Raw genomic sequence first — 26007 nt, forward strand, 5'->3', positions numbered from 1 at the left:
CGGCGGGCTTCGCGTCAGCTGACCCGGTTCACCACCAGGTCGGCAAGTTCGGCGAGACGCTGTGCGCGTGCGCCGAACGGTTTCAGCGCATCATGCGCTTCGGCGCGCAGCTGGGCCGCGAGCTCACGCGATGCGTCGAGGCCGAGGATCGATACGTACGTCGGCTTGTCGTTCGCCGCATCCTTGCCGGCGGTCTTGCCGAGCGTCGCCGAATCGGTCGTGACGTCGAGAATGTCGTCGACGACCTGGAAGGCCAGGCCCACGGCACCCGCGTAAATGTCGAGCGCGGCCATCGCTTCCGCCGACGGCGTGTCGCCGGCCAGCGCGCCCATCCGCACGGCGGCACGCAGCAGCGCGCCCGTCTTCATCCGGTGCATCGTCTCGAGCTGTTCGCGCGTCAGCTTGAGGCCGACGCTCGCCAGGTCGATCGCTTGCCCGCCGGCCATGCCGATCGAGCCGCTCGCCAGCGCCAGCTCGCGCACGAGCGCAGCCTGCTGCACCGGAGTCAGTGCCGCGGCGTCGGTCAGCGCGACGAATGCCTGCGACTGCAGCGCATCGCCGACCAGCAGGGCCGTCGGCTCGTCGTACTGCACGTGCACGGTCGGCTTGCCGCGTCGCAGCGCGTCGTCGTCCATGCACGGCATGTCGTCGTGCACGAGCGAGTAAACGTGGATCATCTCCAGCGCCGCCGCCGCTGCGTTGCGTGCCGCTTCGGTCGCGCCGGTCAGTTCGCCTGCTGCATGGCACAGCAGCGGGCGAACGCGTTTGCCGCCGCCGAGGACCGCGTAGCGCATCGCTTCGTGAAGTTGCGTGGGCACCACATTATCAGCCGGCAAATAGTGGCCGAGTGCGTCCTCGACACGGTCGAGCACGGACCGCATCCATTGTTCGAATGTCATAGATCGTCGTCTTCGCCGTCCGTGGCGGCCGTTCCGGACGAAAGCGGCTTCAGCGTCGCGCCGTCGAGCACGCGAACCTGCTGCTCCACTTTCTCGAGCTGCTGTTGGCAAAACGCAACGAGGGTCGCACCGCGGCGATACGCCGCCAGTGAATCCTCGAGGCTCAACGCGCCGCCTTCCATCCGGGCAACCAGCGTCTCGAGTTCCGCGAGCGCCATCTCATAATTGTCCGGCAACGGTTCGGTGCCATTGCCGGGCGGCGTGGCGCCTGGGGATGCGGTTTTCGCCATGGACGAGGGTGTCAAATTTCAAAACAAGTCGGACATTCTACGGCAAAAGAGAATTCTCCGATCTGCCGACGTGGGCTGCCCGGCACATCTTCCGGCCCCATCTTCGACACACGAGGTGCGCACCCGGATTGCCTGCCGACAAAAAATTGACACAAATCAGGCACTTAATCCTAGCCTTGCGAGGCGAACCGGGTATAATTCCGCGTTTCCCTAAATCGATTTTTCGATGGTTGGGTTGTTCACTGCTTTCACGCTAACACCGGGAGTGGGAATGTCCAATCTGAGCGATGCGCTTCAGTTGAAGTCGGCTCACAGCCAGCTTCCAGTCACTGCATATTTCGATGAGGCGCTCCTTGAGCGCGAGATCGAAACCCTCTTCAAGAAAGGACCTCGTTACGTCGGGCACGAATTGATGGTGCCCGAGGCGGGGGATTATTTTGCGCTGCCGTCCGAGAACGAGGGCCGCGTGCTGGTCCGCAACCCGGCGAACCAGATCGAACTGCTGTCGAACGTATGCCGTCACCGGCAGGCGATCATGCTGAACGGGCGTGGCCACACGCAGAACATCGTGTGTCCGTTGCACCGCTGGACGTACGATCTGGAAGGCCAACTGCTCGGTGCGCCGCACTTCCCCGACAAGCCGTGCCTGAACCTCGGCAAGAGCCCGCTGCAGAACTGGCAGGGGCTGCTGTTCGAGGCCGAAGGCCGCAACGTCGCGCGCGATCTCGCGAACCTCGGCACGAAGCATCACTTCGACTTCTCCGAGTATCACTTCGACCACGTCGAAGTGCACGAGTGCGACTACAACTGGAAGACGTTCATCGAGGTCTATCTCGAGGATTATCACGTCGTCCCGTTCCACCCGGGCCTCGGCAGCTTCGTGTCGTGCGACGATCTCAAATGGGAGTTCGGCGACTGGTACAGCGTGCAGACGGTCGGCGTGCACAACGCCCTCGCGAAACCGGGCAGCGTGACCTACCAGAAGTGGCACGAGCAGGTGCTCAAGTTCCGCAATGGCGTGCCGCCGGAGTTCGGCGCGATCTGGATGGTCTACTACCCGGGCCTGATGATCGAGTGGTATCCGCACGTGCTCGTCGTGTCGTGGCTGATTCCGCGTGGCCCGCAGAAGACGACCAACATTGTCGAGTTCTATTACCCTGAGGAAATCGCCCTGTTCGAGCGCGAGTTCGTCGAGGCCGAGCGCGCTGCCTATATGGAGACGGCCGTCGAGGACGACGAAATCGCGATGCGGATGGACGCAGGCCGCCGCGCACTGATGGCGCGCGGCGAATCGCAGGTCGGCCCGTACCAGAGCCCGATGGAAGACGGCATGCAGCACTTCCACGAGTTCCTGCGCCGCCATCTCGGCGACATCTGACCGCACGCGGCGCGCCGGCGCCGCATGGCATTCGGCATATGAAAAGACGGGTTTCGGCCCGTCTTTTTTTGTTTAGACTTGGAATATCGGGCCGTTTGCACTCCAGGGAGCCGTCATGCCACATACCCACTACACCACGCTCATCTCCGCAGCCAATCTCGCCGATCGGCTGGCCGCGGCGCCGGGCAGCATCGCCGTATTCGACTGCCGCTTCGATCTGGTCGATCCGGGTGCAGGCGAAGCCGCCTATGCGACCGGCCATATCCCCGGCGCGCAGTATCTCCATCTCGACCGCGACCTGTCCGGCCGCAAGACAGGCACCAACGGCCGCCATCCGCTGCCGACCCGCGACGCGTTCGCGACGCTGATCGCCAGCCGCGGCGTCAAGCAGGGCCAGCAGGTCGTCGCCTATGACGCACAAGGCGGCGCCTATGCGGCGCGGCTTTGGTGGCTGCTGCGCTGGCTCGGGCACGATTCCGTCGCGGTGCTCGACGGCGGCCTGCAGGCATGGGAAGCGGCCGGCCAGGCGCTCACCGCCGACGTGCCGCAGCCGGCCGCCGGCGATTTCCGGGCGACGACCCCGCTCGAATCGACGGTCGACGCGGCAGCCGTGCTCGCGAATGTGACGTCGGCCAAGCGCGTCGTGATCGATGCGCGCGCACCGGATCGCTATCGCGGCGAAAATGAAACGATCGACCGTGTTGGCGGCCACATCCCCGGCGCACGCAACCGGTTCTTCAAGGACAACCTGGCCGCCGACGGCCGCTTCAAGACCGGCCATGAGCTGCGCGAGACGTTCACCACGCTGCTGGCCGGTACCGAACCGAACAGCGTCATCCTGCAATGCGGGTCCGGCGTGACCGCATGCCACAACGCGCTCGCGCTCGAAATCGCGGGGTTGCATGGCGCGTCGCTGTATCCGGGCTCGTGGAGCGAATGGAGCGCCGATCCGTCGCGGCCGATCGCGACTGGCCCGAACCCGTAAGCCCTGCGCGGCGCGATGACGAGCCGGCGGCATCTGCCGCCGCTCCAGCGTTTACATCACACCGTACTTGCGGAACCACTCGATCGCGCGCTTCCAGCCGTCCTCGGCATCGCCCTTCACGTAACTCGGCCGATAGTCCGCGAAGAACGCGTGACCGGCATCCGGATACACGACAATCTCCGATTGGCGCGCGAGCTTCGAATCGCTCGCCTGGATCGCCTTGCGCATGTCCGCGAGCGACGCCTGTGTGATGTTCGTGTCCTTCTCGCCGTACAGCCCGAGCACGGGCACCTTCAGCAACGACGCATGATCGACCGGATTGAACGGCGTCATCTCGTCGGTATTGCCCTCGACGAATCCATACCACACAACGGCCGCCAGCACGTGCGGATTGTGCTCCGCGTACAGCCACGCCTGACGCCCGCCCCAGCAGAACCCCGTCACGCCGAGACGCGACAGATCGCCACCGTTCTTGCCGGCCCACGCGACGGTCGCATCGAGATCCTCGGTGACCTGCCTGTCGGGCACCTTGCTGACGATGTTGTCGACGAGCGCCTGGATCGTCGGATACTTCGACGCATTGCCCTGGCGCGCGAACAGGTCGGGCGCGATCGCCAGGTAGCCGAGCTTCGCGAAGCGACGGCAGACGTCGGCGATATGCGCATGCACGGCGAAGATTTCGTGGATCACGATGACGACCGGCAGGTTCGTCTTGTCGACCGGCTGCGCACGATACGCGGGGATGCTCGCGTCACCCGAGCGGATTTCGATGGTGTCGACATCCAGCCCGCTGCTGTCGGTCGTGATCGTCTGCGCCGACACGGGCAGCACGGCCGCCGCGAAAGTGCCGCCCAGCGCGGCCTGCATGAACTTGCGGCGCGAGAACGGAACGTGGGGAACCAGGCTGTCGACTTCGGGTTTCAACATGAATGCACTCCTCGATTGGGCGCCACCGCCACGGCCGGGGATTGGACCCGGCATCACGCCGGCGGACGGAGCGAATGTCGCGGCGGTGGCACCCCGCCGCAAGCGGAAACCCGGACAAGATGCCCAATAATCCGTTGTCGCGTCAACTGTCAGATGTGTAAGACTCGATTACGACGGTGTAATGCCGTGGCACCCGAGGGCATCGACAACCACGGCGGCCCGACCTCGCGAGCCCATGCGCGGCATGATGCGGCGAGCGTCGTCGCGCGCGCAAATTGTCCAAGTTTTGACACGAAATGACGCGCAACAAACCAGCCCGAGGCGTGAATTCGCGGTCACCCGCCCTGGAAACGACAACGGGCAGGAAACACGCGCGATGCGCGTTCCCTGCCCGTCGGAGCACGAAGTGCGGTCAGTGCAGCTTGACGCGCGGCAGCGTCGTGCGGCGCAGCCAGTGCGCAAACGTATCGAGCACCATGCGCGGATAGCCATGCAGCGCCGCGATGTGCAGGCGGTACAGCGACATATACATGAAGCGCGCGAACAACCCTTCGATCAGCATGTTGCCGCCGATGAGCCCGCCCATCAGGTTGCCGACCGCGCTGAAGTGACCGAGCGACACGAGCGAACCGAAATCGCGATACGTAAACTCGGGCAGCTGACGTCCGTCGAGCCGGCAGCCGATCGCCTTCAGCAGAAAGCTCGCCTGCTGGTGCGCGGCCTGCGCGCGCGGCGGCACGTTGCGTTCGTTGCCGGGCCATACGCATGCGGCGCAATCCCCGAGTGCGAAGACGTTGTCGTCGGTGAAGGTCTGCAGCGTGCGGCGCACGTCGAGCTGGCCGAGTTTGTTGACCTGCAGGCCGTCAAGATTCGACAGCACGGACGGCGCCTTGATGCCGGCCGCCCAGACCGTGAGATCCGCGCGCACCGACTTGCCGCTCGCGGTGTGCACGAAACCCGGCGCGACCTCGGTCACGCGCTCCGCGAGCATCAAACGCACGCCGAGCTTTTCGAGCAGCTCGGCCGTTGCGGTCGAGACGCGCTCCTGCAGCGCAGGCAGAATCCGCGGTCCCGATTCGATCAGCACGATGCCGACGTCGTGCTGCGGGTCGAGCTTGTGCAGCCCATAGACGGACAGCACCTGCGCGGTGTTGCGCAGTTCCGCTGACAGCTCGACGCCCGTCGCGCCGCCGCCGACGATCACCACCTGGATGCGCGGCTCGTCCGCCGCTCCCGGCGCGGGCTGCGCCGGCGCCTGGTGCTCCGCGCGCATGCACGCGGCGATCAGGCGCTTGCGAAAGCGCTCGGCCTCGCCGACCGTATCGAGCGCTATCGCGTTTTCAGCCGCGCCCTGCACGCCGAAGAAATGCGTCGTGCTGCCGATCGCGATCACGAGCGTGTCGTATTCCAGGTCGCGCGCAGGCAGTAGTTCCGCGCCGTCGCTGTCGTTGACGGGCGACAGCGTGATGCGCTTCGCCGCGCGATCGAGCGCGGTCAGTTCGCCCTGCTGAAACTCGAAGCCATGCCAGCGCGCCTGGGCCGCGTATTCGAGTTCCTGCGTGAACGGGTCCATGCTGCCGGCCGCGACCTCGTGCAGCAATGGCTTCCAGATGTGGGTCGGATTGCGGTCGACGAGCGTGACGAGCGCACGCGCGGGACGATTGCCGCGCGCGCCGTAACGGTCGCCGAGCCGCGTCGCCAGTTCCAGGCCGCCCGCGCCTCCGCCTACGATGATGATCCGATGCATCCGATTCCCCCTTTGCGATTCGAAACTGCTGCCGCCGGACGATGCAGACGCGATGCGTTCGCACTGCCCGTTGGATTAACCGGTTCGGACATCATCGATGTGCAGTTCGAAACACTTCGATGCGCCGATCCCGGAACGCGGGGCGCGCTGCCCCCGCGACAATGGCCTGACTGACATGCATTGTCCGGGAGCTTGCGCGTTGACCACAAGCAAACCATCTCGATATTCAGCATCCCTGCAACAATATGCCGCGGGGCGCGGGAATCACGCGGGGGTGCGTCAGTGTGCCTCTTCCCAGTTCGCGCCGGCACCCACTTCAGCGACCAGCGGCACCTTCAGCTTCGCCACACCGCACATCATTTCCGGCAGTTTCTCGCGCACGAGCGACAGTTCGTCGTCGGGCACCTCGAGCACCAGTTCGTCGTGCACCTGCATGATCATCCGTGATGCGAGCTGGTCGCGCGTGAGCCAGTCGTCCACCGCGATCATCGACAGCTTGATCAGGTCGGCCGCCGTGCCCTGCATCGGTGCATTGATGGCCGCACGTTCAGCGGCCTGGCGGCGCGGGCCGTTGCCGCCGTTGATCTCCGGCAGCCACAGGCGGCGGCCGAAGACGGTTTCGACGTAGCCCTTCTCCTTCGCCGCCGCGCGCGTGTCCTCCATGTACTGCGCGACGCCCGGGTAGCGCGCGAAATAGCGGTCGATATACAGCTTCGCCGCATCGCGCGTGATGCCGAGGTTCGACGCGAGGCCGAACGCGCTCATCCCGTAGATCAGCCCGAAGTTGATCACCTTCGCGATCCGGCGCTGATCGGAGTTGACCTCCAGCGGCGTCACGCCGAACACCTCGGCGGCCGTTGCGCGGTGGATGTCCTCCCCCTGCGCGAACGCGCGCAGCAGCGACGCGTCGCCGGAAATGTGCGCCATGATCCGCAGTTCGATCTGCGAATAGTCGGCCGACACGATGCGGTGACCCGGCGACGCGATGAACGCTTCGCGGATCCGCCGGCCCTCGGCCGTGCGCACCGGAATGTTCTGAAGATTGGGGTCGTTCGACGCGAGGCGGCCCGTGACGGCGACAGCCTGCGCATAGTTCGTGTGCACGCGGCCCGTTGCGGGATTCACCATGCGCGGCAGCTTGTCGGTGTACGTCGACTTCAGCTTCGACAGCCCGCGATGCTCGAGCAGCAGCTTCGGCAGCGGGTAATCCTCGGCCAGCTTCTGCAGCACTTCTTCGTCGGTCGAAGGGGCGCCGCTCGGCGTCTTCTTCACGACCGGCAACTGCAGCTTCTCGAAGAAGATCTGCCCGATCTGCTTCGGCGAGCCGAGATTGAATTCACCGCCGGCCAGTTCGTACGCTTGGCCCTCGAGCTCGATGAGACGCGTCGCGATCTCGCTGCTTTGCGCCTGCAGGCGCGCGTCGTCGATCAGCACGCCGGTGCGCTCCATCTTGCGCAGCACGAGCGACACCGGCATCTCGATCTCGCGATACACACGCTCGAGGCCCGGTTCGCGCGCAATCTGCGGATACAGCGCATGATGAAGCTGCAGCGTGATGTCTGCATCTTCGGCGGCGTACGCGGCGGCCTGCTCGAGCGCCACCTCGTCGAAGCCGATCTGCTTCGCGCCCTTGCCGGCCACGTCTTCATACTTGATCGTCTTGACGCCCAGATGGCGCAGCGCGAGGCTGTCCATGTCATGCGTGCGGTGCGATTCGAGCACGTACGATTCGAGCAGCGTGTCGTGCTCGATGCCGTTCAGCGCGATGTCGTAGTTCGCGAGCACCTGCGCGTCGTACTTCAGATGCTGGCCCACCTTCTTGCGGTCGGCCGATTCGAGCCACGGCTTCAGGCGCGCGAGCACGTCGTCGATCGGCAACTGCTCGGGCAGGTCGGGGCCGCGGTGCGCGACCGGAAGATACGCGGCCTTGCCCGGCTCGACCGAGAACGACAGGCCGACGAGCCGCGCGATCATCGGATCGAGCGAGGTGGTTTCGGTATCGAATGCGGTCAGTGCGGCCGCATCGATCTTCGCGAACCATGCGTCGAATTGTTCCCAGGTCTGGATCGTGTCGTATTCGCGGGCGATGTCCGCCGCGATCACCGGTGCCGGCTCACCTTCCGGTGCATCGGCACCGCCGCCTTCGGCGGGTGCGCTGTCGACTTCGCGCAGCCACGTCTTGAAGCCGTAGCGCGCGAAGATGTCGCGCAGCAGGTCGCGTGCCTCGCCGTCGCTCTTCAGCGACGCTTCGATCGATTCGAGATGCGGTGCGAGATCGCAGGCCGTGTCGACGGTCACGAGCTTGCGGCCGAGCGGCAGGAAGTCGAGCGCGCGGCGCAGGTTGTCGCCGACCACGCCCTTGATCTCGCCCGCATGTTCGATCACGCCGTCGAGGCTGTCGTATTGCGACAGCCATTTCACGGCCGTCTTCGGCCCGCACTTCTCGACGCCGGGCACGTTGTCGACGGTATCGCCGATCAACGCGAGGTAGTCGATGATCCGCTCGGGCGGCACGCCGAACTTCTCGATCACGCCGCCGCGATCGAGCGTCTCGTTGGTCATCGTGTTGACGAGCGTGACGTGATCGGTGACGAGCTGCGCGAGGTCCTTGTCGCCGGTCGACACGATCACGTTCATCCCGTGCCGCTCGGCTTCGCGCGCGAGCGTGCCGATCACGTCATCGGCCTCGACACCCTCGACCATCAGCAGCGGCCAGCCAAGCGCACGCACCGCGCCGTGAATCGGCTCGACCTGCAGTGCAAGATCGGGCGGCATCGACGGACGGTTTGCCTTATAGTCGGCATAAAGGTCGTCGCGGAACGTCTTGCCCTTTGCATCGAACACGCAAGCGCTATACTCTGCACTGACTTCCTTGCGCATACGGCGCAGCATGTTGACGATTCCGTAGAGCGCTCCGGTCGGCTCCCCGCCAGGGCCACGCAAATCAGGCATCGCATGGTAAGCCCGATACAGATAGCTCGAACCGTCAACCAATAGCAGGGTCTTACCTTCCAGATTTCGTTCTTCAGGCATTATGAACAAGAGAAAAGTGATTCCGAGTCTGCGTTCGCTCGCAGATCAAGAACGCGCGACGGCCAAGAAGGCGCGCGCATCGTGGCAGATGTTCACGATTATGGCAGAGTTTATCGAGGCGACCGAGTACCTGTCGGAGATCCGCCCGGCCGTCAGCATCTACGGTTCTGCCCGCCTCAAACCCGACACACCGCATTACAAGCTGGCCGTGCAGATTGCGCGCAAGCTGTCCGACGCCGGCTTCGCGGTGATCTCCGGCGGCGGCCCCGGCATCATGGAAGCCGCGAACAAGGGTGCGCACGCCGGCAAGGCGCCGTCGGTCGGCCTGAACATCGAGTTGCCGCACGAGCAGGCGGGCAACCACTACCAGGACATCTCGCTGCGCTTCCGCCACTTCTTCACGCGCAAGGTCACGTTCGTGAAGAACTCCGACGCGGTGATCGTGATGCCGGGCGGCTTCGGCACGCTCGACGAGTTGTCCGAGGTGCTCACGCTGATCCAGACGAAGAAGTCGCGCCTCGTGCCGATCATTCTCGTGGGTAGCACATTCTGGCAGGGGCTGCTGCAATGGTTCCGCGACCAGCTGATTCCGATGGGCCTCATCAATCCGGAAGACATGAATCTGATGCAGGTGATCGACGATCCCGACCAGGTGCTCGACGCCGTGCTCGCGTTCTACGAGGACAGCGGCGAGGAAGAAGGCGCGGACGGCGAAGACCATCCGCCACGGCCCGAAGAAGACCGCATGTTCTATCTGTAATTCGATCGGTGCGATGGCCGGCCTCATGGCCGGCATCCCGTCTCCCGCGCGGCAGGCACGGCAATTCCGCCACCTGCCGCGCGTCATTTTGTAACACCGTATTAATCCCGCCGCGCGGCCGGGCGCCACCGAATGTCAAATCCGGGCAGCCTGCATCGCGCAATGCGGTCGACACATCCCATGCCCGGCCCGCCATTGTCAAATGGCGCTGCTTGCCATCGATCTGGCCGGCGTGCCCGACGTCAATCCGCCGTAACAAACACGTCTCGCCTTTTTCGCGCTGCGCCTGCACACTGCATCTCGTCGGCGTGGCGTCCCCCCGGTGGAACGATCCCCCCTCGCGTCCATCGCGTCGCGCCGGCCTTTTGACAACGACATCACGGAAAACAACATGAAACGCTCGCTGATCGCCCTCGCCTTCGCCGGCCTCGGTCTTTCGCTGTCCGGCCTCGCCCAAGCCGTCAACGTCGACGTCAACATCGGCACGCCCGCGCCTGTCGTCGTCGCGCCCGCGCCTGTCGTGGTCGCACCGGCGCCGGCGGTCGTGATCGGCTGGCACGGCGATCGTTACTGGGACGGCCGTCGCTACTGGGAGCGTCGCGAGTGGGAAGATCATGAGCGCCATCGCGGTCACGGCGGCTACCATTGCCCGCCGGGACACGCGAAGAAGGGTGAGTGCTGAGCATACGAGCGCGAGGTCGATCGGGCCCGCGCACTGCAGGACAATGAACAAGGCCGCACGTGAACGAAAGTTCGCGTGCGGCCTTTGTCGTTAAGCCCGCGGCTTGCGCAGCGTTCGCATCACTGAAACGCCACTTCCGCAAAGCTCCGAAGTTTGCGGCTATGAAGCTTGTCGAGCCCGTTCGTGCGCAGAATCTCCATCGCCTTTACGCCGATCTGCAGATGCTGGTCGACCTGCCCGCGATAGAACGTGTCGGCCATGCCCGGCAGCTTCAGCTCGCCGTGCAACGGCTTGTCCGATACGCACAGCAGCGTGCCGTACGGCACGCGGAAACGAAAACCGTTGGCCGCGATCGTCGCGCTTTCCATGTCGAGCGCGATCGCGCGGCTCTGCGACAGCCGCTGCACGGGCTCGCGGTGATCGCGCAGTTCCCAGTTGCGGTTGTCGACGCTCGCGACCGTGCCCGTGCGCATCACGCGCTTCAGTTCGGCACCTTCGAGACGGGTGACCTCGGCCACGCCGCGCTCGAGCGCGAGCTGCACTTCGGCGAGTGCCGGGATCGGCACCCACAGCGGCAGGTCCGCATCCAGCACGTGATCCTCGCGCACGTAGCCATGCGCGAGCACGTAGTCGCCCAGGCGCTGCGTGTTGCGCAGGCCCGCACAGTGACCGAGCATTACCCAGGCATGCGGACGCAGCACCGCGATGTGATCGGTGATCGTCTTCGCGTTCGACGGACCGACACCGATGTTGACCATCGTGATCCCGCTGCCGTCCGCGCGCTTCAGGTGATACGCGGGCATCTGCGGCAGCCGCGGCGGCGCGGCGCCCTCGGCCGGCTCGCTGCCGAGGTTCGCGTTGTACGTGATGACGTCGCCCGGCTCGACGAACGAACTGTACTGGCTGCGGTACGCGCGCACGTCCGGATCGGTGCTTTCCGTCATCATCGCGCGGCCGAGCTTCACGAACTCGTCGATGTAGAACTGATAGTTCGTGTAGAGCACGTAATTCTGGAAGTGCGTGGGCGACGTCGCCGTGTAGTGACGCAGCCGGTGCAGCGAGAAGTCGACGCGCGCGGCCGTGAACAGCGCGAGCGGATGCGGCTCGCCGGGTGCCGGCTCGAACGTGCCGTTGACGATGCGGTCGTCGAGGTACGACAGGTCGGGCGTGTCGAAGATGTCGCGCATCGCGAGCAGGCGGTCGCGATCGAGCTCGCCTTCGAGATGGATGCCTTCGGGAAACGCGAAATGAACTGGAATCGGCTGCGACGACACGCCGATCTCGATCTTCACATGGTGGTTCTTCGACAGCAGGCGCAGTTGCTCGCGATAGTAGTTCGCGAACAGGTCGGGACGCGTGACGGTCGTCTCGAACACGCCGGGGCCCGCGACGAAACCGTATGAACGGCGCGAATCGACGTGCGTGTTGACGTCGGTGCGAATCCGCACGAACGGATAGCACGCGCGCACGTGCTCGGTGATCGATTCATGGCGGCGATAACGCGCGAAGGCGTCACGCAGAAAGCCCGTATTGGTGTCGTAGATGGCAGACAGCCGCGCGACGGCGGCAACGGAATCGTCGAATGCTTCGACGGGCGGGCTCTCGGGCGTCAGCACCCGATGCCGGCGGCTCAAATCGTTCTTCATTTTCATCACCTCGTCTGATCGAACGACATTACCACGGAACCCGGTCACGCTCATGGCCGCCCGCTTGCACGCCGCTTGCACGCGAGGGCCGGGCCACGCGCAGTATTTGCTAAAATCGGAAGGTTCACTGGAGACTCATCATGAAGCCGCTCATTCTCGTCGCCGCTGCCGCCGTGCTCGCTGGCACGTTTGCCGCCGCCGGCGCCGCCTACGCCGCCGGCGGCACGCCGGACGCCGACGCGCAGGCCCGGGCCGAGGCCAACGAAGCCGCCGGCCTGCCCGATCTCCGCAAGATCAACCGGCCGGGTGCCGAAGTCACGTCGAAAGTCGACTTCGCCGACATTCGCCGCACGCCGAGCTTCCATGAAAAGAGCAAGAACGGCACCGAGGTCACCGAGTATCGCGATCGCGGCAAGCCGGTCGAGATCGACGTGAAGTCGAACTTCGGCACGCGCTACCAGATGAGCTCGACGCTCGACACGTCGCCGAAGCCGCACGACGCGGGCGTCCCGATCACGCGCCTGCCGTCGGTGAACCTCCGCTACTGATTTCCCCCCGCGCCGCGTCGATCCCGACGCGGCGCGCCGGCTTTCCCTTCACCTCCTGTCGCGCCGCACGCCGCGCGCGTGCCGACAACTGACCAGACGCATCTCGCATGGCCGTTTTCACCGCTGTTTCCGACTCCGATCTCGCGCAATGGATGCGCCACTACGAACTGGGCGACGTGCTGGCGTTCCGCGGCATTCCGTCCGGCATCGAAAACAGCAACTTCTTCCTGACGACGACGCGCGGCGAATACGTCCTGACGATCTTCGAAAAGCTGACGGCGGAACAACTGCCGTTCTACCTGGATCTGATGCGCCATCTGGCCAGCCACGGCGTGCCGGTGCCGGATCCGGTCCCGCGCGACGACGGCGCGCTGTTCGGCGAACTGCACGGCAAGCCGGCCGCGATCGTCACGAAGCTCGATGGCGCCGCCGAACTCGCACCGGGGGTCGAACACTGCATCGAGGTCGGGCAGATGCTCGCGCGCCTGCACCTCGCGGGGCGCGACTATGCGCGCCACCAGCCGAACCTGCGCAGCCTGCCGTGGTGGCAGGAAAACGTGCCGGCGATCGTCCCGTTCATTTCCGACGCGCAGCGCACGCTGCTCAAGGACGAACTCGCGCATCAGGCCGCGTTCTTCTCGTCGGACGACTACGCGGCGCTGCCGAGCGGCCCGTGCCACTGCGACCTGTTCCGCGACAACGTGCTGTTCGCTCACGCGGCGCCCGGCACCGGTCATGACGTCCGGCTCGGCGGCTTCTTCGATTTCTATTTCGCGGGCTGCGACAAATGGCTGTTCGACGTCGCGGTGACCGTCAACGACTGGTGCGTCGACCTCGCGACGGGCGTGCTCGACGTCGCGCGCGCGGATGCGCTGCTGCGCGCGTACCAGACGGTCCGGCCGTTCACGGCCGAGGAGCGCCGCCACTGGAGCGACATGCTGCGCGCGGGCGCGTACCGCTTCTGGGTGTCGCGCCTGTACGATTTCTACCTGCCGCGCGCGGCTGAAATGCTCAAACCGCACGACCCCGGTCATTTCGAACGCATCCTGCGTGAGCGTATCGCCCACACGCCCGCGCTTCCCGAGACCCATACCGCATGCAACTGATCGAAGTACCCGCGAAAGCGGGCTATGTCTGGTTCCGTCAAGGCATCTGGCTGTTCCGCCGGAACCCGCTCGCGTTCATCACGCTGTTTTTCACGTACCTGCTCGCGATCACGCTGGTGTCGATGGTGCCCGTCATCGGCGCGGCGCTGCCGCTGCTGTTCATCCCCGGGATCGCCGTCGGCTTCATGGCCGCGTGCCGCGACACGGTGGCCGGCAAGCCGGTGATGCCGACGATCCTCATCGACGGCTTCCGCTCGTACGGCTCCGTGACGACGCAGCGGCTGCTCGTGCTCGGCGTGGTCTACGTCGCGCTGATGGTGCTGGTGTTCGCCGCGTCGTCCGTCGTGGACGGCGGCGGGCTGCTCACCATGATGCTGGGCGCGACGAGCGAAACGAGTCCGACGCCGGAAGCGCTTGCCGCGCAAGGCACGCTCGGCGCGTTGCTGCTGGCGACGCTGCTCTACGCGCCGGTCGCGATGCTGTTCTGGTTCGCGCCGGTGCTCACCGCATGGCACGACATCCCGCCCGCCAAGGCGCTGTTCTTCAGCATCGTCAGTTGCTGGCGCAATCGCGGCGCATTCGTGGTGTACGGGCTGCTCTGGTTCGGCGTCGCGCTCGGCACGTCGTTCGGCCTGTCGCTGCTGCTGCAGGCACTCGGCGCCGGCGCCTACGTGCTGACGATCATGATGCCGGTAACGATCATCATCGTCACGATGATGTACTGCTCGTTCTACGCGACCTATCGCGGCTGCTTCGGCGTGCAGGAACCGGGAGCCGCGACGCCCGCGTCGGGCCGTTGAGTCGGGCCGCTGACGCAGACTCGGCCGGCGCACGCCGCCGGCCGCCCATCTCCCCTCCCGGCCAACCCGGCGCCTCAATCTTCGCGCCGCCCCCTGTTCAATCGAATCCGTTGCGCGCAAAATAATTTGCATGCAAATCGTTAGCGCGTCCGCCGCGCCCCCGAATCATGGACCGCCTGCCCACGCTGCCCCAGACGCTCGACGAGCAACTGTGCTTCGCGCTCTATTCGACTTCCCATGCGATGACGAAGGCGTACAAGCCGCTGCTCGACAAGCTGTCGCTGACCTATCCCCAATATCTTGCAATGCTCGTGTTGTGGGAGCGCGACGACATCGCCGTGAAGGACATCGCCGCCCGCCTCGACCTTGACCCTGCCACCGTCACGCCGCTGCTGAAGCGGCTCGAGGCGCTCGGCTACGTCGAACGCGTGCGCAGTGCGACCGACGAGCGTGTCGTCAACGTGCGCGTGACCGCGGAAGGCCGTGCGCTGAAGCTCAAGGCGCGCTCGGTGCCCGCCGATCTCTTCTGCGCGATGCAGCAAACGCCCGAGTTCCTGGTCAGGCTGCGCGCGGATCTCCAGCAATTGCGCAACGCGCTGTCGGCCGCCAACGAAGGCTGATGGCACGTCGGTCTCAAACAAGCCCGGCACTGCCGGGCTTTTTCTTCAAAATTTCATTTGCACACAAATCATTTGTGCTCTATATTTCACTCGTGGCCGGCGACATCCCGTCCGACCGGACCGCTTCCTACCACTCTTCCGACAGGAGCTGCACCATGAACATTCTGTACAAGACCAGCGCCACGAGCACGGGCGGCCGCGACGGCCGCGCGGTATCCGCCGACAACAAGCTGGAAGTGAAGCTGGCCGCGCCGCGCGAACTCGGCGGTACGGGCGCGGAAGGCACGAACCCGGAGCAGTTGTTTGCCGCAGGTTACTCAGCCTGTTTCCTGAGCGCGATGAAGTTCGTCGCCGGCCAGAACAAGCAGGCGCTGCCGGCCGACACGCAAGTGACCGCGGAAGTGGGCATCGGCCCGAACGACGCCGGCGGCTTCGGGCTCGACATCGAACTGCGCGTGTCGCTGCCGGGGCTCGACAAGGCCGATGCTCAGGCGCTGGTCGAGAAGGCGCACCATGTGTGCCCGTACTCGAACGCGACCCGCAACAACGTGCCGGTGCGCCTGACGGTCATCTGACGCAACGCACGGCGCCGAATGCAAAAAGGGCGTGTGCGGCTGAGTGCCGCACACGCCCTTCTGCGTGATTCGCCGGACCGGCTGGTGAGCCGGCCCGCGCTGCGCTGCTTAACGCGAGCCGAACGAGAACGGACGGTTCATCGCCGCTTCGCGATCGATCTTGCGCATGCGGAATTCGAGATCGTAGATGTCGGTTGCTTCGGACAGGTACGCATCGGCGCGCTCTTTCGCGGCCTTTTCAGCGTTCTTGGACAGCATCAGGAAGAGGTGGCTCAGCAGGTACATGATCGATCTCGCAATCCAAAGGTTCTTTGACTAGGGTTTTCCCGAATTATAGGGAAAACCCTAGTCTTTGGCCAGCGTCGATCAGACGGTGCGTCGTTCGGTCGCCACAGTGCGCCGATTCTCTTCGAAAAAGGACCAGATCATCGCGCTCGCATCGGGGCCGACAGCCGCATGAAACGGCACCGCTTCGTCGCCGCCCGCCCATGCGTGATCGAGCCCTTTCACGTGGCAGAGCCGCACGATCGACTCGCCGTCGCGACGCACGTCGGTGATGTGCGCGCCCGCCTCGCGCGTTTCCACGCGCTCGCCGCCGCGCAGTGCGCCGCGGCTGTCCGCGAGCCCGTTCAGGCGCATGAACTGCACCATCAACTGGTCCGCATTCTTCGGCGCGACGACGTGGTCCCGGTCGCCCTGCACGATCAGCACGGGCATGCCCGGATACGCCGCCACATCGACCAGCGTGTCGACCACCGCTGCCGGGTTCTGTCGCAGGCCGCGCCGCATCACATCCATCGCGCTGATTCCGGAATTCGCCTCGCCGAGCGCGGGGCCCGAATGCAGCGCCACCGCCGCGAAGCGGTCCGGGTGGTGCAGCGCGAGTAGTGCCGCGAGGCCCGCGCCGGCGGACAGCCCGGCAACGTAGACGCGCGATGCGTCGAAGCCGTGCTCGTCGACGAGCACTTCGACGAGCGAGGCGACTGCGTCCGCCTCGCCCCGGCCCGCGCGGTCGGTGTCTTCATACCAGTGCCAGCAGCCGTGCGCGTGCGCGCGCACCGACTGCTCCGGATACAGCACCGCGAAGCCGTACTTGTCGGCCAGCAGGTTCATCCGGGTGCCCTGTGCGAACTCGTCGGCTGATTGCTGGCAGCCGTGCAGCATCACGACGAGCGGTATCGCACCGCGCCGCCGGCCGGGGGGAACGTACAGCCCATAGGCGAGCTGCTGGACCAGGCGGCCGAGCGCGGGGGCCATCGGATGTTCGCCGCGTGTCCACTCGCCGGCCGCCCATGCAGCCGCGCGCGGCCGCACGCGCGATTCACGTGGCGGGGACAGATCGGTTGCGGCGGGCGACGCCGCGGCCTCGAGCGTATCGCGCGCGATACGCTGTGCATCGCGCGCCGCACGTTTGGCAGCCGGAGACAGCATACGTTTCATGCCGCCCAGCCATACCTTCGTCAGACTTTTGGTCATCGATCGGGCTCGCAGTCAGGAAAAATAGGGATACAACACTCGGTGCATCGTTCGACTTTGTGCAATGCACCATAACATTGTTTCTGGGATTTTTCCTGCGCGCGACCAGTTCCGCCCGCAGCGCAAAAAACGGGCCTCGAGCACACGCGGCGCTATACTCGGGTTTAGCCGCTTGTATCCGTTGTAGTCGTTCTTTCCGGCTCGCGCGTTGATTTAAGCATTCGTCCCGCCTCTGCCTGCTTCCCTCCCGATGTTCGACCTGTCCTCTCACCTGTGGATCATGATCACCGCCTTCGGCGGCGCCGGCCTGACCTTGCCGCTCGCGATCACGATCGCCGTGTGGCTCGCATTCGGCTACTCGTGGCAGCGCGCGACCGCGTGGCTCGGCGTGCTCGCCGTCGCGATCGGGGTCGTCGCGCTCACGAAGATCGCGTTTCTCGGCTGGGGCGTCGGCATCCGCGCATGGGACTTCACGGGATTCAGCGGCCACGCGATGCTGTCGACGTCGGTCTATCCGGTCGCGATCTTCCTCGCGCTGATCCGCACGCGCACGCCGGTGCGGATCGCCGGCATCGCGCTCGGGCTCGCGGCCGGCATCGCGGTCGGCGTGTCGCGCGTCGCGCTCGACGCGCATTCGCCGTCCGAATCGATCACCGGCTGCATCGTCGGCGCGATCGCGGCGCTGGCATTCATTGCCGGCTCGTGGCACGCGGTGCCGCACCGCTGGTCGGTGCCGGCGGTCGTCGTGAGCCTCGCGCTCGTCACCGTCGCGCTGCACGGCATCACAGTGCCGTCGCACCGCTGGGTCACCCGGGTCGCGCTGGAACTGTCGGGGCACGAGCGGCCGTTCGTTCGGGCCCGCTGGAAAGCCAATCCCAACTACCGACCGGCATCGCAGCCGTCGTCGCTGCACCGCACCGGGTCGCCGCCGCCGTTGATGCACGCGTGACTGGGCGCACGCACATCCTTCCCGTCGCCTTCCAGATCTGAAGATTTCATGCGCGCCGGCGCATGAACGGTATGCCGAGCGTTATAACCCACCCTATATTACGATTACGGTTTCAACCATTCCATTCGAACGACCAGACCATGCGCCCAACCGTCCGCCCGCTTCGCCGCACCCTGCTCCGCCTGCTGCCGCTCGCCGCGCTTGCCGTGGGCATCGCGTTCAGCGGGCCGGCTTCCGCTGCCGACGAGCTGGTCGTGTCGGCGGCCGCCAGCCTGACGAATGCGTTCAAGGCCGTCGGCGATGCTTATCAGAAGCAGCATCCGGACACCAAGGTGCTGTTCAACTTCGGCGCGTCGGACGTGCTGATGCAGCAGATCGCCAAGGGCGCGCCGGCCGACGTGTTCGCATCGGCCGACCAGAAGGCGATGGATCGTGCGATCAGCGAAAAAGTCATCGTGCCGGGCACGCGCCGCGATTTCGCGGCGAACTCGCTGGTGCTGATCGTGCCGGCCGACAGCCACGCGGCCGCGCCGACGTCGCTGAACGACCTGACGGCGCCCGGCGTGAAGCGCATCGCGTACGGCGACCCGGCGTCGGTGCCGGTCGGCCGCTACACGGAAGGCGCGCTGCGCGCGGCCGGCGTGTGGGACGCCGTCAGCGCGAAGGGCGTGCTGGCGGCCAACGTGCGCCAGAGCCTCGATTACGTCGCGCGCGGCGAAGTCGACGCGGGCTTCGTGTTCGGCACCGACGCGGCGATCATGCCGGGCCGCGTGAAGGTCGCGCTGACCGTGCCGACGCAGACGGCCATCACCTATCCGATCGCGGTGGTCAAGGACAGCCGCCATCCCGCACAGGCACAGTCGTTCATCGACTTCGTCACATCGTCGCAGGGCCAGGCCCTGCTGGCGACGTTCGGCTTCAAGCCCGCAGGCAAGTGAGCGCAGCATGATGCAGGACGCCTGGGTACCGCTGCTGTTGTCGCTGAAGGTCGCCGGCTGGGCGACCGCGCTCGACATCGTGCTCGGCGTCACCGCCGCTTTCATGCTCGCGCGCTGGCGCTCGCCGATGCGCGACGTGGTCGATTCGCTGCTGACGCTGCCGCTCGTGCTGCCGCCGACGGTGCTCGGTTATTACCTGCTCGTGCTGCTCGGCCGACGCGGCGTGTTCGGCGCGTGGCTCGACAAGCTCGGCATCGAACTCGTCTTCACGTGGCAGGGCGCGGTGATCGCATCGATGGTCGTCGCGTTTCCGCTGATCCTGAAATCGGCGCGCACGGCGTTCGAAAGCGTCGATCCGCATCTCGAGCGCGCGGCACGCACGCTCGGGCTCGGCGAAGCCGCGGTGTTCTTCCGCGTGACGCTGCCGCTCGCCACGCGCGGCATCCTGGCCGGCGCGCTGCTCGCCTTCGCGCGCGCGCTCGGCGAATTCGGCGCGACGCTGATGATCGCCGGCAACCTGCCCGGCCGCACGCAGACGCTGTCGGTCGCGATCTATGCGGCGGTGCAGGCCGGCGACGACAGCACGGCCAACTTCCTCGTGCTGGTGACGTCGATCACCTGCGTGCTCGTGCTGCTCGCGACCGGCTGGCTCGTGCCGTCGCGCGCCGGGCGGAGCCAGCCGACATGACGCGCCGGCCGCCTCCGTACCGCCGCGCCTCACCGGTCGCGGCAAAACGCCTTCCCGTCGCGCAAGCGGCTTCCCGCACGCGCGGCGCGGCACGACGGAGGCCCGCATGAGCGTCGCCGTCGACATCCGCAAGACCTACGTGAACGCTGAGCGCCGCTTCACGCTCGACGTGTCGTTTACGGCCGCCACGCAGCGCGTCGTGTTGTTCGGCCCGTCCGGCGCGGGCAAGAGCATGACACTGCAGGCGATCGCCGGCCTGCTGTCGCCCGACGAAGGCACGATCGCGCTGAACGGCGAACCGCTGTTCGATTCCGCGCACGGCATCGACGTGCCGACCCGTGCGCGCCGCGTCGCGTACCTGTTCCAGGACTATGCGCTGTTTCCGCACCTGAACGTGCGCCAGAACATCGCGTTCGGGCTCACGTCGGGCCTGCGCAATCCGCGTGCGAAGACGGTGCCGCCCGAAGTCGCGTACTGGCTGCATGCGTTCGAACTCGACACGCTCGCCGGGCAATTCCCGTCGCAGTTGTCGGGCGGACAGAAGCAGCGCGTCGCGCTTGCCCGCGCGCTGGTCGCGCAGCCCCGCATCCTGCTGCTCGACGAACCGTTCGCGGCACTCGACGGCGCGATGCGCCAGCGCATGCGCCACGAGCTCGCCGAACTGCAGGCGCGGCTCGATATCCCGATGGTGCTCATCACGCATGATCCCGACGACGTCGCCGCGTTCGGCGACCAGGTCGTGCAATTGAGCGAAGGACGCGTGCAGGCCGCCACGCCGCACGCCGAGTGGCCGACGCGCGTCAGCTGATCGCGCGAAGGCGGTGGCCCAAGCGGCCACGTTTGACCTGAGAGAAGCCGCACTGGCGGCACAAGCTGAAAACGCGATCGAAGCCGGCGCCTCGCGTACGTTGGGCGGCGCCGGTTTCGCCTCGTCCGCCCACGGTCGGCGCCGGAAACGTCGCGCGCGATCAGCCCGTCACCGCGAGAATCACGCTGGATGCCTTGAACAGCGCGATCGCACGCCGGCCGGCGTCGAGCTGCAATGCCCCGACGCTGTCGTTCGTGACCACGGCCGTGAGCGTTCCGCCGCCATCGAGCGCCAGCGTCACCTCGCTGTTCACCGCGCCCGCCGCGACGGTTTCGATCACCCCGCGCAGCTGGTTGCGTGCGGATACCTTCAGAGCCGCTTCGGCGCCGCCTTCGTCGTCAACCGCCAGCACGACCCACGACGCCTTCACGAGCGCGCACGCATCCGCGCCCGGCTGCAGGCCGAGCGCGTCGGCGCTTTCGTGCGTGAGCACCGCGACGATCACCTGCCCGCCGGGCAGCACGAGCGTCACCTCGTCGTTTACCGTGCCGCGCACGATCGATTCGACCTTCCCGAACAACTGGTTGCGTGCGCTCGTCTTCATCCCGATCCGGCCGATCAGCGCCCAGTCGACGTCGAAACCGGAAACCGCCGCGCTCGCGGCGTCGATGAAGCGGCGATGCTCGCGCTCGATCGTGCGGAATGCGGTAATCAGCGAGGTCGCACGCGGCGTCAGCGTCGTGCCGCCGCCGCCCTTGCCGCCCGTCGAGCGCGTCACGAGAGGCTCGCCGGCCAGGTTGTTCATCGTATCGATCGCATCCCACGCGGCCTTGTAGCTGAGGCCGACGGCCTTCGCCGCGCGCGTGATCGACCCGGTGTCGCCGATCGCCGCGAGCAGCGCGATGCGGGTGGCGCCGCCGAGCGTCTGCTCGCCCGCGCGCAGCCACAGTTCGCCGCCCAGTTCGAGCGGTCCGGCGGAAGAGGAAGGAGGCGACGCGTCGCTCATCGGTCTGTCTGAAGAAAACGGGTGGCCATTATAGTGAGCGCGCGCCGCTCACCGCGGCTTGCCATCCAGCTTCGGCGGACGCAGGCTCGCGAGCAGGGTCTCGGCGTCCCTCGCCGCGCGTTGCTCGAGCGCGGCACCATAGCCGCGCACGAAACCCAGCTGGTAAGCGGGTGCCCCCAGTTGCTCGAGATGATGCAGCGCGACGATCGTGTCGTTCGCCTCGCCGAGCACGCTCTGCACACGCGCGAGCGTCTTGACCGTTTCGTTACGCGTGCGGCGCGAGGCCAGCGACGCGAAGAATTCGAGTGCGTAACGCAGCCGCTTCGTGTCGATCCGCACCTGATGCCGCGCGGCCGTGTCGAGCGACGTGAGCGACGGCGATGCATACAGATGACCGAACAGCCGCCGCACGCGCTTGGTTGCATGACGCCGCAGCGACGGTGCGCCGTCGTCGGCATCGGTCGCCGGCAGCGCGAGCCCGCTCAGCCACTCGAGCCACCCGAGCGTCAGTCGCGCATAGCGCGCCGAATGCAGCGCCTGGCGCAGTTCGACGCGTGCGGCCATCGCCTGTACGCGCGCGGCGTCGAGCGTGCCGTCCCAGTCCGCGCTGCCGCCGTCGGCCGCGATCAGCGCCGGCAGGCTCTCGGTCGAGAACACGTCCCAGTCGCGCACCGTGCCGAGCAGGGTCGCAAGCCAGCGCAAGTCGACGCCGAACGTGTTCTGCCATTGATCGTCCGCGAAACGCGGGAAGAAGCGCATCAGCGTCCGCAGCCGCCGCAGCGCGACGCGCATCTGGTGCACGAATTCGGGATCGTCGCGGTCGAGCACGCCGCGCTCGTTGCCGAGCCATTGCGCGGCGATGTCGCCCGACAGCGAGAACAGCGCGGCCCGCTGCGTGCGGATGCCGGTCAGGTCGACGAGTTGCGCCTTGACCGGCCCGGCAACGACAGGCTCGCCCGCGCACGCGCGATCGATCACGCTGGTCAACTGCACGAACGCGGGCCATGCGCCGCTGAGCTCGCGCGCGGCGGCAAACAGCGCGCGCAGCGCGGCCGTGCGTGCGGCGGCGGTTTCCCAGTCGGGTGCCGCGAGGCGCAGCTCGACATGGCGGCGCGGCGGCTCGGTGCCGCCGTGCAGCGTGACGTCGTCGAGCGTCATCTCGACCACCACACCGCTGTCGTCCGCCCAGCGCCCGCGCCGCCGTTCGCTGACGAGCCGCGGCGGTGCCGGCGCCGACGATGCGGCGACCGCCGCTTCGTCAACGTGGCCGGGCACGACGCGGTCGCCCTCACCGGCGGCCTCTGCCGATTCCGTATCAGCAATCGGCTCGGACGCCGGCGTGGCCACGACGATGCCCGCATGCTCGGCATCGAACAACTCCCGCTCCACGACGCCGGGCGCGAATGCCTTCGTGCGCGACGCGACGACCCGCCGCCCGTGCGCGTTCGACTCGATCCACGTCCACCAGCATTCGCCGGGGTTCGGTTCGGCCTCCTCGACCTGGCACGGCTCGATCGTCACGCGCTCCTGGCCGCGCCGCATCCGCACCTGCGGGCAGATCCGCCACGCACGGACGAGTTCGGCACCGAAGTCGCGCTGCTCGCCACGGGCCCGGCTTCCCGTCTTGACCGGCCAACCTTCCAGCGACAGGCACAACACGATTTCCAGCACACGCGACATGGAGGCTCCTGCACATGAAGAATCGCCGGCGCACCCTTCGCGCCGGCGTCGCCCGTGAAGCAGCTTCCATAGTACACGCCGCAAGAACGCGCGGGAGACGATCTGGCCCTGTCGCGCCTGTCGCGTGTCAAACGACGTATCAGACGACGTATTGCGCGATGCCGTTGCCGAACGACCAGTCCTCCTTCAGCACTTCGACGAGACTGATGAATACGTCCTGCGGCCGCACGCCGGGCTGCCGCGCGAGGTTTTCGGCGATGGTTCGGTACAGCGCCTGCTTCTGCTCGAGCGTGCGCGTGTTGTTCGCCGTGATCTGGATCATCACGAGATCGTCGCTGCGTTCGATGTCGAGGTAGTGGCGGCCGAACACGAAGTTCTCGGCCGAATGCTCGGTCACGACCATGAAGATGTCGTCCTCGGGCACGTTGAACGTGTGCATCAGCGCGCGATGCACGCCGTCGACGAGCGCCGCGCGGTAGGCGGCCGGTTTGCCTTCGCGCACTGCGATACGGGTGAACGGCATGGTCTGCTCCTTTCGGTGACGTTGAAACGGAAACGCCATGTCAGGTTAGGCGTGCGCATCTATAATGAACAGTCATCCATCCATATTTCATTCATTTTCATTTGAAATGAAAGTCCTCGACCTCGATGCAGTGCGCGCGTTCGTACTGGTCGCCGATCTCGCGAGCTTCACGCGCGCCGCCGACGCGCTCGGCACCACTCAATCGGCCGTCAGCCTGAAGCTGAAACGACTTGAAGCGCACCTCGGCAAGCCGCTGCTTGCGCGCACGCCGCGCGTCGTCAAGCTGGCCGCTGACGGCGAGACCTTCCTGCCGGCCGCGCGCGCGCTGCTCGACGCACACGACCAGGCCCTCGGCGCGATCTCGGCCGCCACGCACCGCCTGTCGCTCGGCGTCAGCGAGCACGTTGCGGTGCCCGACCTGCCGGCCGTGCTGACGAGCCTGCACCGGCAGGATCCCGGGTTGTCGCTGGAAATGCATTTGGGAATGTCGGCGAGCCTGCTCACGCAGTACGACGAAAGGCGGCTCGACGCGGCGATCGTGCGGCACGAACCGGGCGAGGATCCGCCGCGCGACGACGGCACGCTGCTGTTCACCGAGCCGCTCGCGTGGCTCGCCGCGCCCGACTGGACGCCGCGCGCCGGCGAGCCGCTGCCGCTCGCGGTGCTGGCCGGACCGTGCGGCGTGCGGGCCGCCGCGCTGCGCGCGCTCGAGCACGCTGGACGCCCGTGGCGCGAGCGCTTTACGGGCGGCGGCGTCGCGGCGGTCACGGCCGCCGCCGCGGCCGGGCTCGCAGTCTGTCCGCTGGCCCGGCGCGTCGCGCCGCGCACGCTGATCGACGTCGGCGCAAAATTCGGCTTGCCGCCACTGCCGCACTCCCAGGTCGTGCTGTATTCGCGCGTGCGCGACGCCCGCGCGGCGGCCGCACTGCGCAGGTTTTCCGACAGCCTTGCAATCTCGGCGTAAACTGACGAGTTACGCCGTTCGCAATCTTCCGACGAATTCCGATGAAGCCCGAAGCCCGCAAGCACCTCCGTGCCAACCTGCTGATGCTCGCCGCCGCCGCGATCTGGGGCTCGGCGTTCGTCGCGCAACGATTGAGCCTCGACGTGATCGGGCCGTTCCTGTTTACGGGGCTGCGTTTCCTGCTCGGCGCACTGGTGCTGATCCCGCTGCTGATGGTCAACGGGGCGTCGCGCGCGCAGCTCGCGGCGATTCGGCGCGAGCCGGCGCTCCTCGCGCCGGGCCTCGCGCTCGGCGGGCTGCTCGCCGTGTCGATCTCGCTGCAGCAGATCGGCCTGCAGTACACACGGGTCGCGAACGCGGGTTTCATCAGCTCGCTGTACGTCGTGATCGTGCCGCTGATGGGCGTGTTCGTCCGCCACCGAATCGGCGCCGGGACCTGGTTCGGCGCGCTGCTCGCGGCGATCGGCCTGTATTTCCTCAGCATCGACGAGCATTTCTCGGTGCTCTACGGCGACTGGTTCCAGCTCGTGGGCGCCGTGATCATCGCAGCGCACGTGATGGCCGTCGGACATTTCGCGAAGCGGCACGATCCGCTCGTGCTCGCGTTCCTGCAGTTCGTCGCATGCGGCGCGCTGTGCCTCGCGGCCGGCCTCGTGCTCGAGCCGGTCGGCGTCGCGATGCTGCGCAGCGCGCTGCCGACGCTGCTGTACGGCGGGCTGCTGTCGGTCGGCGTCGGCTATACGCTTCAGGTCGTCGCGCAGCGCGATGCGGCGCCCGCGCACGCGGCCGTAATCTTCAGCATGGAAGGCGTGTTCGCGGCCATCGCGGGCTGGGCCGCGCTCGGCGAGACGCTGACGCTGCGCGCACTGGTCGGCTGCGCGCTGATGCTGGCCGGCCTGCTCGCCTGCCAGTTGCTGCCGAACGGCGACGCCCGGAAAAAGGACGAGGACGCGCTGCCGGCGTGACACGCGCGATCCCT

General features: G+C 66.7%; 26 protein-coding genes. 15 read left to right on the top strand and 11 right to left on the bottom strand.

What is annotated here, in order from left to right; all coding sequences use genetic code 11:
* Positions 1 to 14 precede the first annotated feature (14 nt).
* Entirely contained in the window at positions 15 to 899 is an 885-nt protein-coding gene (locus ACV22W_RS03110) for a polyprenyl synthetase family protein (RefSeq protein WP_448017662.1), read from the bottom strand.
* Positions 896 to 1189, bottom strand: a complete 294-nt coding sequence (locus ACV22W_RS03115) for an exodeoxyribonuclease VII small subunit (protein ID WP_006479428.1) — start codon at positions 1187 to 1189, stop codon at positions 896 to 898. Before ACV22W_RS03115 ends, ACV22W_RS03110 begins: the two co-directional genes overlap by 4 nt.
* A gap of 271 nt (positions 1190 to 1460) precedes the next feature.
* Between ACV22W_RS03115 and ACV22W_RS03120 the strand changes: the two genes are divergently transcribed.
* Both ACV22W_RS03120 and ACV22W_RS03125 read left to right on the top strand, forming a co-directional pair.
* Positions 1461 to 2567 carry an aromatic ring-hydroxylating oxygenase subunit alpha gene (locus tag ACV22W_RS03120; RefSeq protein ID WP_448017663.1) on the top strand — a complete coding sequence of 369 codons (1107 nt, stop codon included), beginning with the start codon at positions 1461 to 1463 and terminating at the stop codon, positions 2565 to 2567.
* A gap of 115 nt (positions 2568 to 2682) precedes the next feature.
* Positions 2683 to 3552, top strand: coding sequence for a sulfurtransferase (locus ACV22W_RS03125; protein WP_448017664.1), 870 nt, complete (start codon positions 2683 to 2685; stop codon positions 3550 to 3552).
* A 51-nt stretch (positions 3553 to 3603) separates the two neighbouring features.
* Here ACV22W_RS03125 and ACV22W_RS03130 read toward each other — a convergent pair whose 3' ends face one another.
* The 3 genes from ACV22W_RS03130 to polA form a co-directional block, all read right to left on the bottom strand.
* On the bottom strand, positions 3604 to 4479 hold the full coding sequence (locus tag ACV22W_RS03130) for a dienelactone hydrolase family protein (protein ID WP_448017665.1): 876 nt from the start codon (positions 4477 to 4479) through the stop codon (positions 3604 to 3606).
* A 412-nt stretch (positions 4480 to 4891) separates the two neighbouring features.
* Positions 4892 to 6226 carry an NAD(P)/FAD-dependent oxidoreductase gene (locus ACV22W_RS03135; RefSeq protein WP_059531493.1) on the bottom strand — a complete coding sequence of 445 codons (1335 nt, stop codon included), beginning with the start codon at positions 6224 to 6226 and terminating at the stop codon, positions 4892 to 4894.
* A gap of 279 nt (positions 6227 to 6505) precedes the next feature.
* The gene (gene polA, locus ACV22W_RS03140; protein ID WP_448017666.1) at positions 6506 to 9259 is read right to left on the bottom strand and encodes a DNA polymerase I; all 2754 of its coding nucleotides are present in this window, start codon (positions 9257 to 9259) and stop codon (positions 6506 to 6508) included.
* Position 9260: 1 nt separating this feature from the next.
* Here polA and ACV22W_RS03145 point away from each other — a divergent pair, with 1 nt between their 5' ends.
* Together ACV22W_RS03145 and ACV22W_RS03150 are read left to right on the top strand one after the other, a co-directional pair.
* Positions 9261 to 10019, top strand: a complete 759-nt coding sequence (locus tag ACV22W_RS03145) for an LOG family protein (protein WP_059531499.1) — start codon at positions 9261 to 9263, stop codon at positions 10017 to 10019.
* Positions 10020 to 10410: 391 nt separating this feature from the next.
* Positions 10411 to 10701 carry a hypothetical protein gene (locus ACV22W_RS03150; RefSeq protein WP_448017667.1) on the top strand — a complete coding sequence of 97 codons (291 nt, stop codon included), beginning with the start codon at positions 10411 to 10413 and terminating at the stop codon, positions 10699 to 10701.
* A gap of 119 nt (positions 10702 to 10820) precedes the next feature.
* Here the strand turns inward: ACV22W_RS03150 and ACV22W_RS03155 are convergent, their stop codons facing one another.
* The gene (locus tag ACV22W_RS03155; protein ID WP_059690185.1) at positions 10821 to 12347 is read right to left on the bottom strand and encodes an AMP nucleosidase; all 1527 of its coding nucleotides are present in this window, start codon (positions 12345 to 12347) and stop codon (positions 10821 to 10823) included.
* Between the two features lie 140 nt (positions 12348 to 12487).
* Between ACV22W_RS03155 and ACV22W_RS03160 the strand changes: the two genes are divergently transcribed.
* The 5 genes from ACV22W_RS03160 (at position 12488) to ACV22W_RS03180 (ending at position 15996) form a co-directional block, all read left to right on the top strand.
* Positions 12488 to 12895 carry a hypothetical protein gene (locus ACV22W_RS03160; RefSeq protein ID WP_059466512.1) on the top strand — a complete coding sequence of 136 codons (408 nt, stop codon included), beginning with the start codon at positions 12488 to 12490 and terminating at the stop codon, positions 12893 to 12895.
* Positions 12896 to 13002: 107 nt separating this feature from the next.
* Positions 13003 to 14001, top strand: coding sequence for a homoserine kinase (locus ACV22W_RS03165; RefSeq protein WP_448017668.1), 999 nt, complete (start codon positions 13003 to 13005; stop codon positions 13999 to 14001).
* On the top strand, positions 13992 to 14801 hold the full coding sequence (locus tag ACV22W_RS03170; RefSeq protein ID WP_448017669.1) for a BPSS1780 family membrane protein: 810 nt from the start codon (positions 13992 to 13994) through the stop codon (positions 14799 to 14801). The genes ACV22W_RS03165 and ACV22W_RS03170 overlap by 10 nt, the downstream gene beginning before the upstream one ends.
* A 167-nt stretch (positions 14802 to 14968) precedes the next feature.
* The gene (locus ACV22W_RS03175; RefSeq protein WP_448017670.1) at positions 14969 to 15421 is read left to right on the top strand and encodes a MarR family winged helix-turn-helix transcriptional regulator; all 453 of its coding nucleotides are present in this window, start codon (positions 14969 to 14971) and stop codon (positions 15419 to 15421) included.
* Positions 15422 to 15576: 155 nt separating this feature from the next.
* Entirely contained in the window at positions 15577 to 15996 is a 420-nt protein-coding gene (locus ACV22W_RS03180; protein ID WP_448017671.1) for an organic hydroperoxide resistance protein, read from the top strand.
* A 108-nt stretch (positions 15997 to 16104) separates the two neighbouring features.
* Here the strand turns inward: ACV22W_RS03180 and ACV22W_RS03185 are convergent, their stop codons facing one another.
* Together ACV22W_RS03185 and ACV22W_RS03190 are read right to left on the bottom strand one after the other, a co-directional pair.
* Positions 16105 to 16281 (bottom strand): DUF3563 family protein, encoded by a 177-nt coding sequence (locus tag ACV22W_RS03185; protein WP_448017672.1) that lies wholly within the window; start codon positions 16279 to 16281, stop codon positions 16105 to 16107.
* Between the two features lie 81 nt (positions 16282 to 16362).
* Positions 16363 to 17472 (bottom strand): extracellular catalytic domain type 1 short-chain-length polyhydroxyalkanoate depolymerase, encoded by a 1110-nt coding sequence (locus ACV22W_RS03190; RefSeq protein WP_448017673.1) that lies wholly within the window; start codon positions 17470 to 17472, stop codon positions 16363 to 16365.
* 250 nt (positions 17473 to 17722) lie between these two features.
* Between ACV22W_RS03190 and ACV22W_RS03195 the strand changes: the two genes are divergently transcribed.
* The 4 genes from ACV22W_RS03195 (at position 17723) to ACV22W_RS03210 (ending at position 20855) form a co-directional block, all read left to right on the top strand.
* Positions 17723 to 18421, top strand: coding sequence for a phosphatase PAP2 family protein (locus tag ACV22W_RS03195; protein WP_448017674.1), 699 nt, complete (start codon positions 17723 to 17725; stop codon positions 18419 to 18421).
* A gap of 140 nt (positions 18422 to 18561) precedes the next feature.
* Entirely contained in the window at positions 18562 to 19359 is a 798-nt protein-coding gene (gene modA, locus ACV22W_RS03200) for a molybdate ABC transporter substrate-binding protein (protein ID WP_448017675.1), read from the top strand.
* A 10-nt stretch (positions 19360 to 19369) separates the two neighbouring features.
* Positions 19370 to 20047, top strand: coding sequence for a molybdate ABC transporter permease subunit (gene modB / locus ACV22W_RS03205; protein WP_448018114.1), 678 nt, complete (start codon positions 19370 to 19372; stop codon positions 20045 to 20047).
* Between the two features lie 106 nt (positions 20048 to 20153).
* Complete coding sequence (locus tag ACV22W_RS03210) at positions 20154 to 20855, top strand: sulfate/molybdate ABC transporter ATP-binding protein (RefSeq protein WP_448017676.1); 702 nt, start codon at positions 20154 to 20156, stop codon at positions 20853 to 20855.
* Positions 20856 to 21015: 160 nt separating this feature from the next.
* Here the strand turns inward: ACV22W_RS03210 and ACV22W_RS03215 are convergent, their stop codons facing one another.
* The 3 genes from ACV22W_RS03215 to ACV22W_RS03225 all read right to left on the bottom strand — a co-directional run bounded on the left by ACV22W_RS03215 (position 21016) and on the right by ACV22W_RS03225 (position 24064).
* Positions 21016 to 21861, bottom strand: coding sequence for a TOBE domain-containing protein (locus ACV22W_RS03215; RefSeq protein WP_448017677.1), 846 nt, complete (start codon positions 21859 to 21861; stop codon positions 21016 to 21018).
* 48 nt (positions 21862 to 21909) lie between these two features.
* The gene (locus ACV22W_RS03220) at positions 21910 to 23541 is read right to left on the bottom strand and encodes a CHAD domain-containing protein (protein ID WP_448017678.1); all 1632 of its coding nucleotides are present in this window, start codon (positions 23539 to 23541) and stop codon (positions 21910 to 21912) included.
* Positions 23542 to 23680: 139 nt separating this feature from the next.
* Positions 23681 to 24064, bottom strand: a complete 384-nt coding sequence (locus ACV22W_RS03225) for a tautomerase family protein (RefSeq protein WP_059531531.1) — start codon at positions 24062 to 24064, stop codon at positions 23681 to 23683.
* A 106-nt stretch (positions 24065 to 24170) separates the two neighbouring features.
* Between ACV22W_RS03225 and ACV22W_RS03230 the strand changes: the two genes are divergently transcribed.
* Both ACV22W_RS03230 and ACV22W_RS03235 read left to right on the top strand, forming a co-directional pair.
* Positions 24171 to 25028, top strand: coding sequence for a LysR family transcriptional regulator (locus ACV22W_RS03230; RefSeq protein WP_448017679.1), 858 nt, complete (start codon positions 24171 to 24173; stop codon positions 25026 to 25028).
* Positions 25029 to 25069: 41 nt separating this feature from the next.
* Complete coding sequence (locus ACV22W_RS03235; protein WP_448017680.1) at positions 25070 to 25993, top strand: DMT family transporter; 924 nt, start codon at positions 25070 to 25072, stop codon at positions 25991 to 25993.
* The last annotated feature ends 14 nt before the right edge of the window (positions 25994 to 26007 follow it).

This window comes from Burkholderia sp. AW49-1 (genome assembly GCF_053427845.1).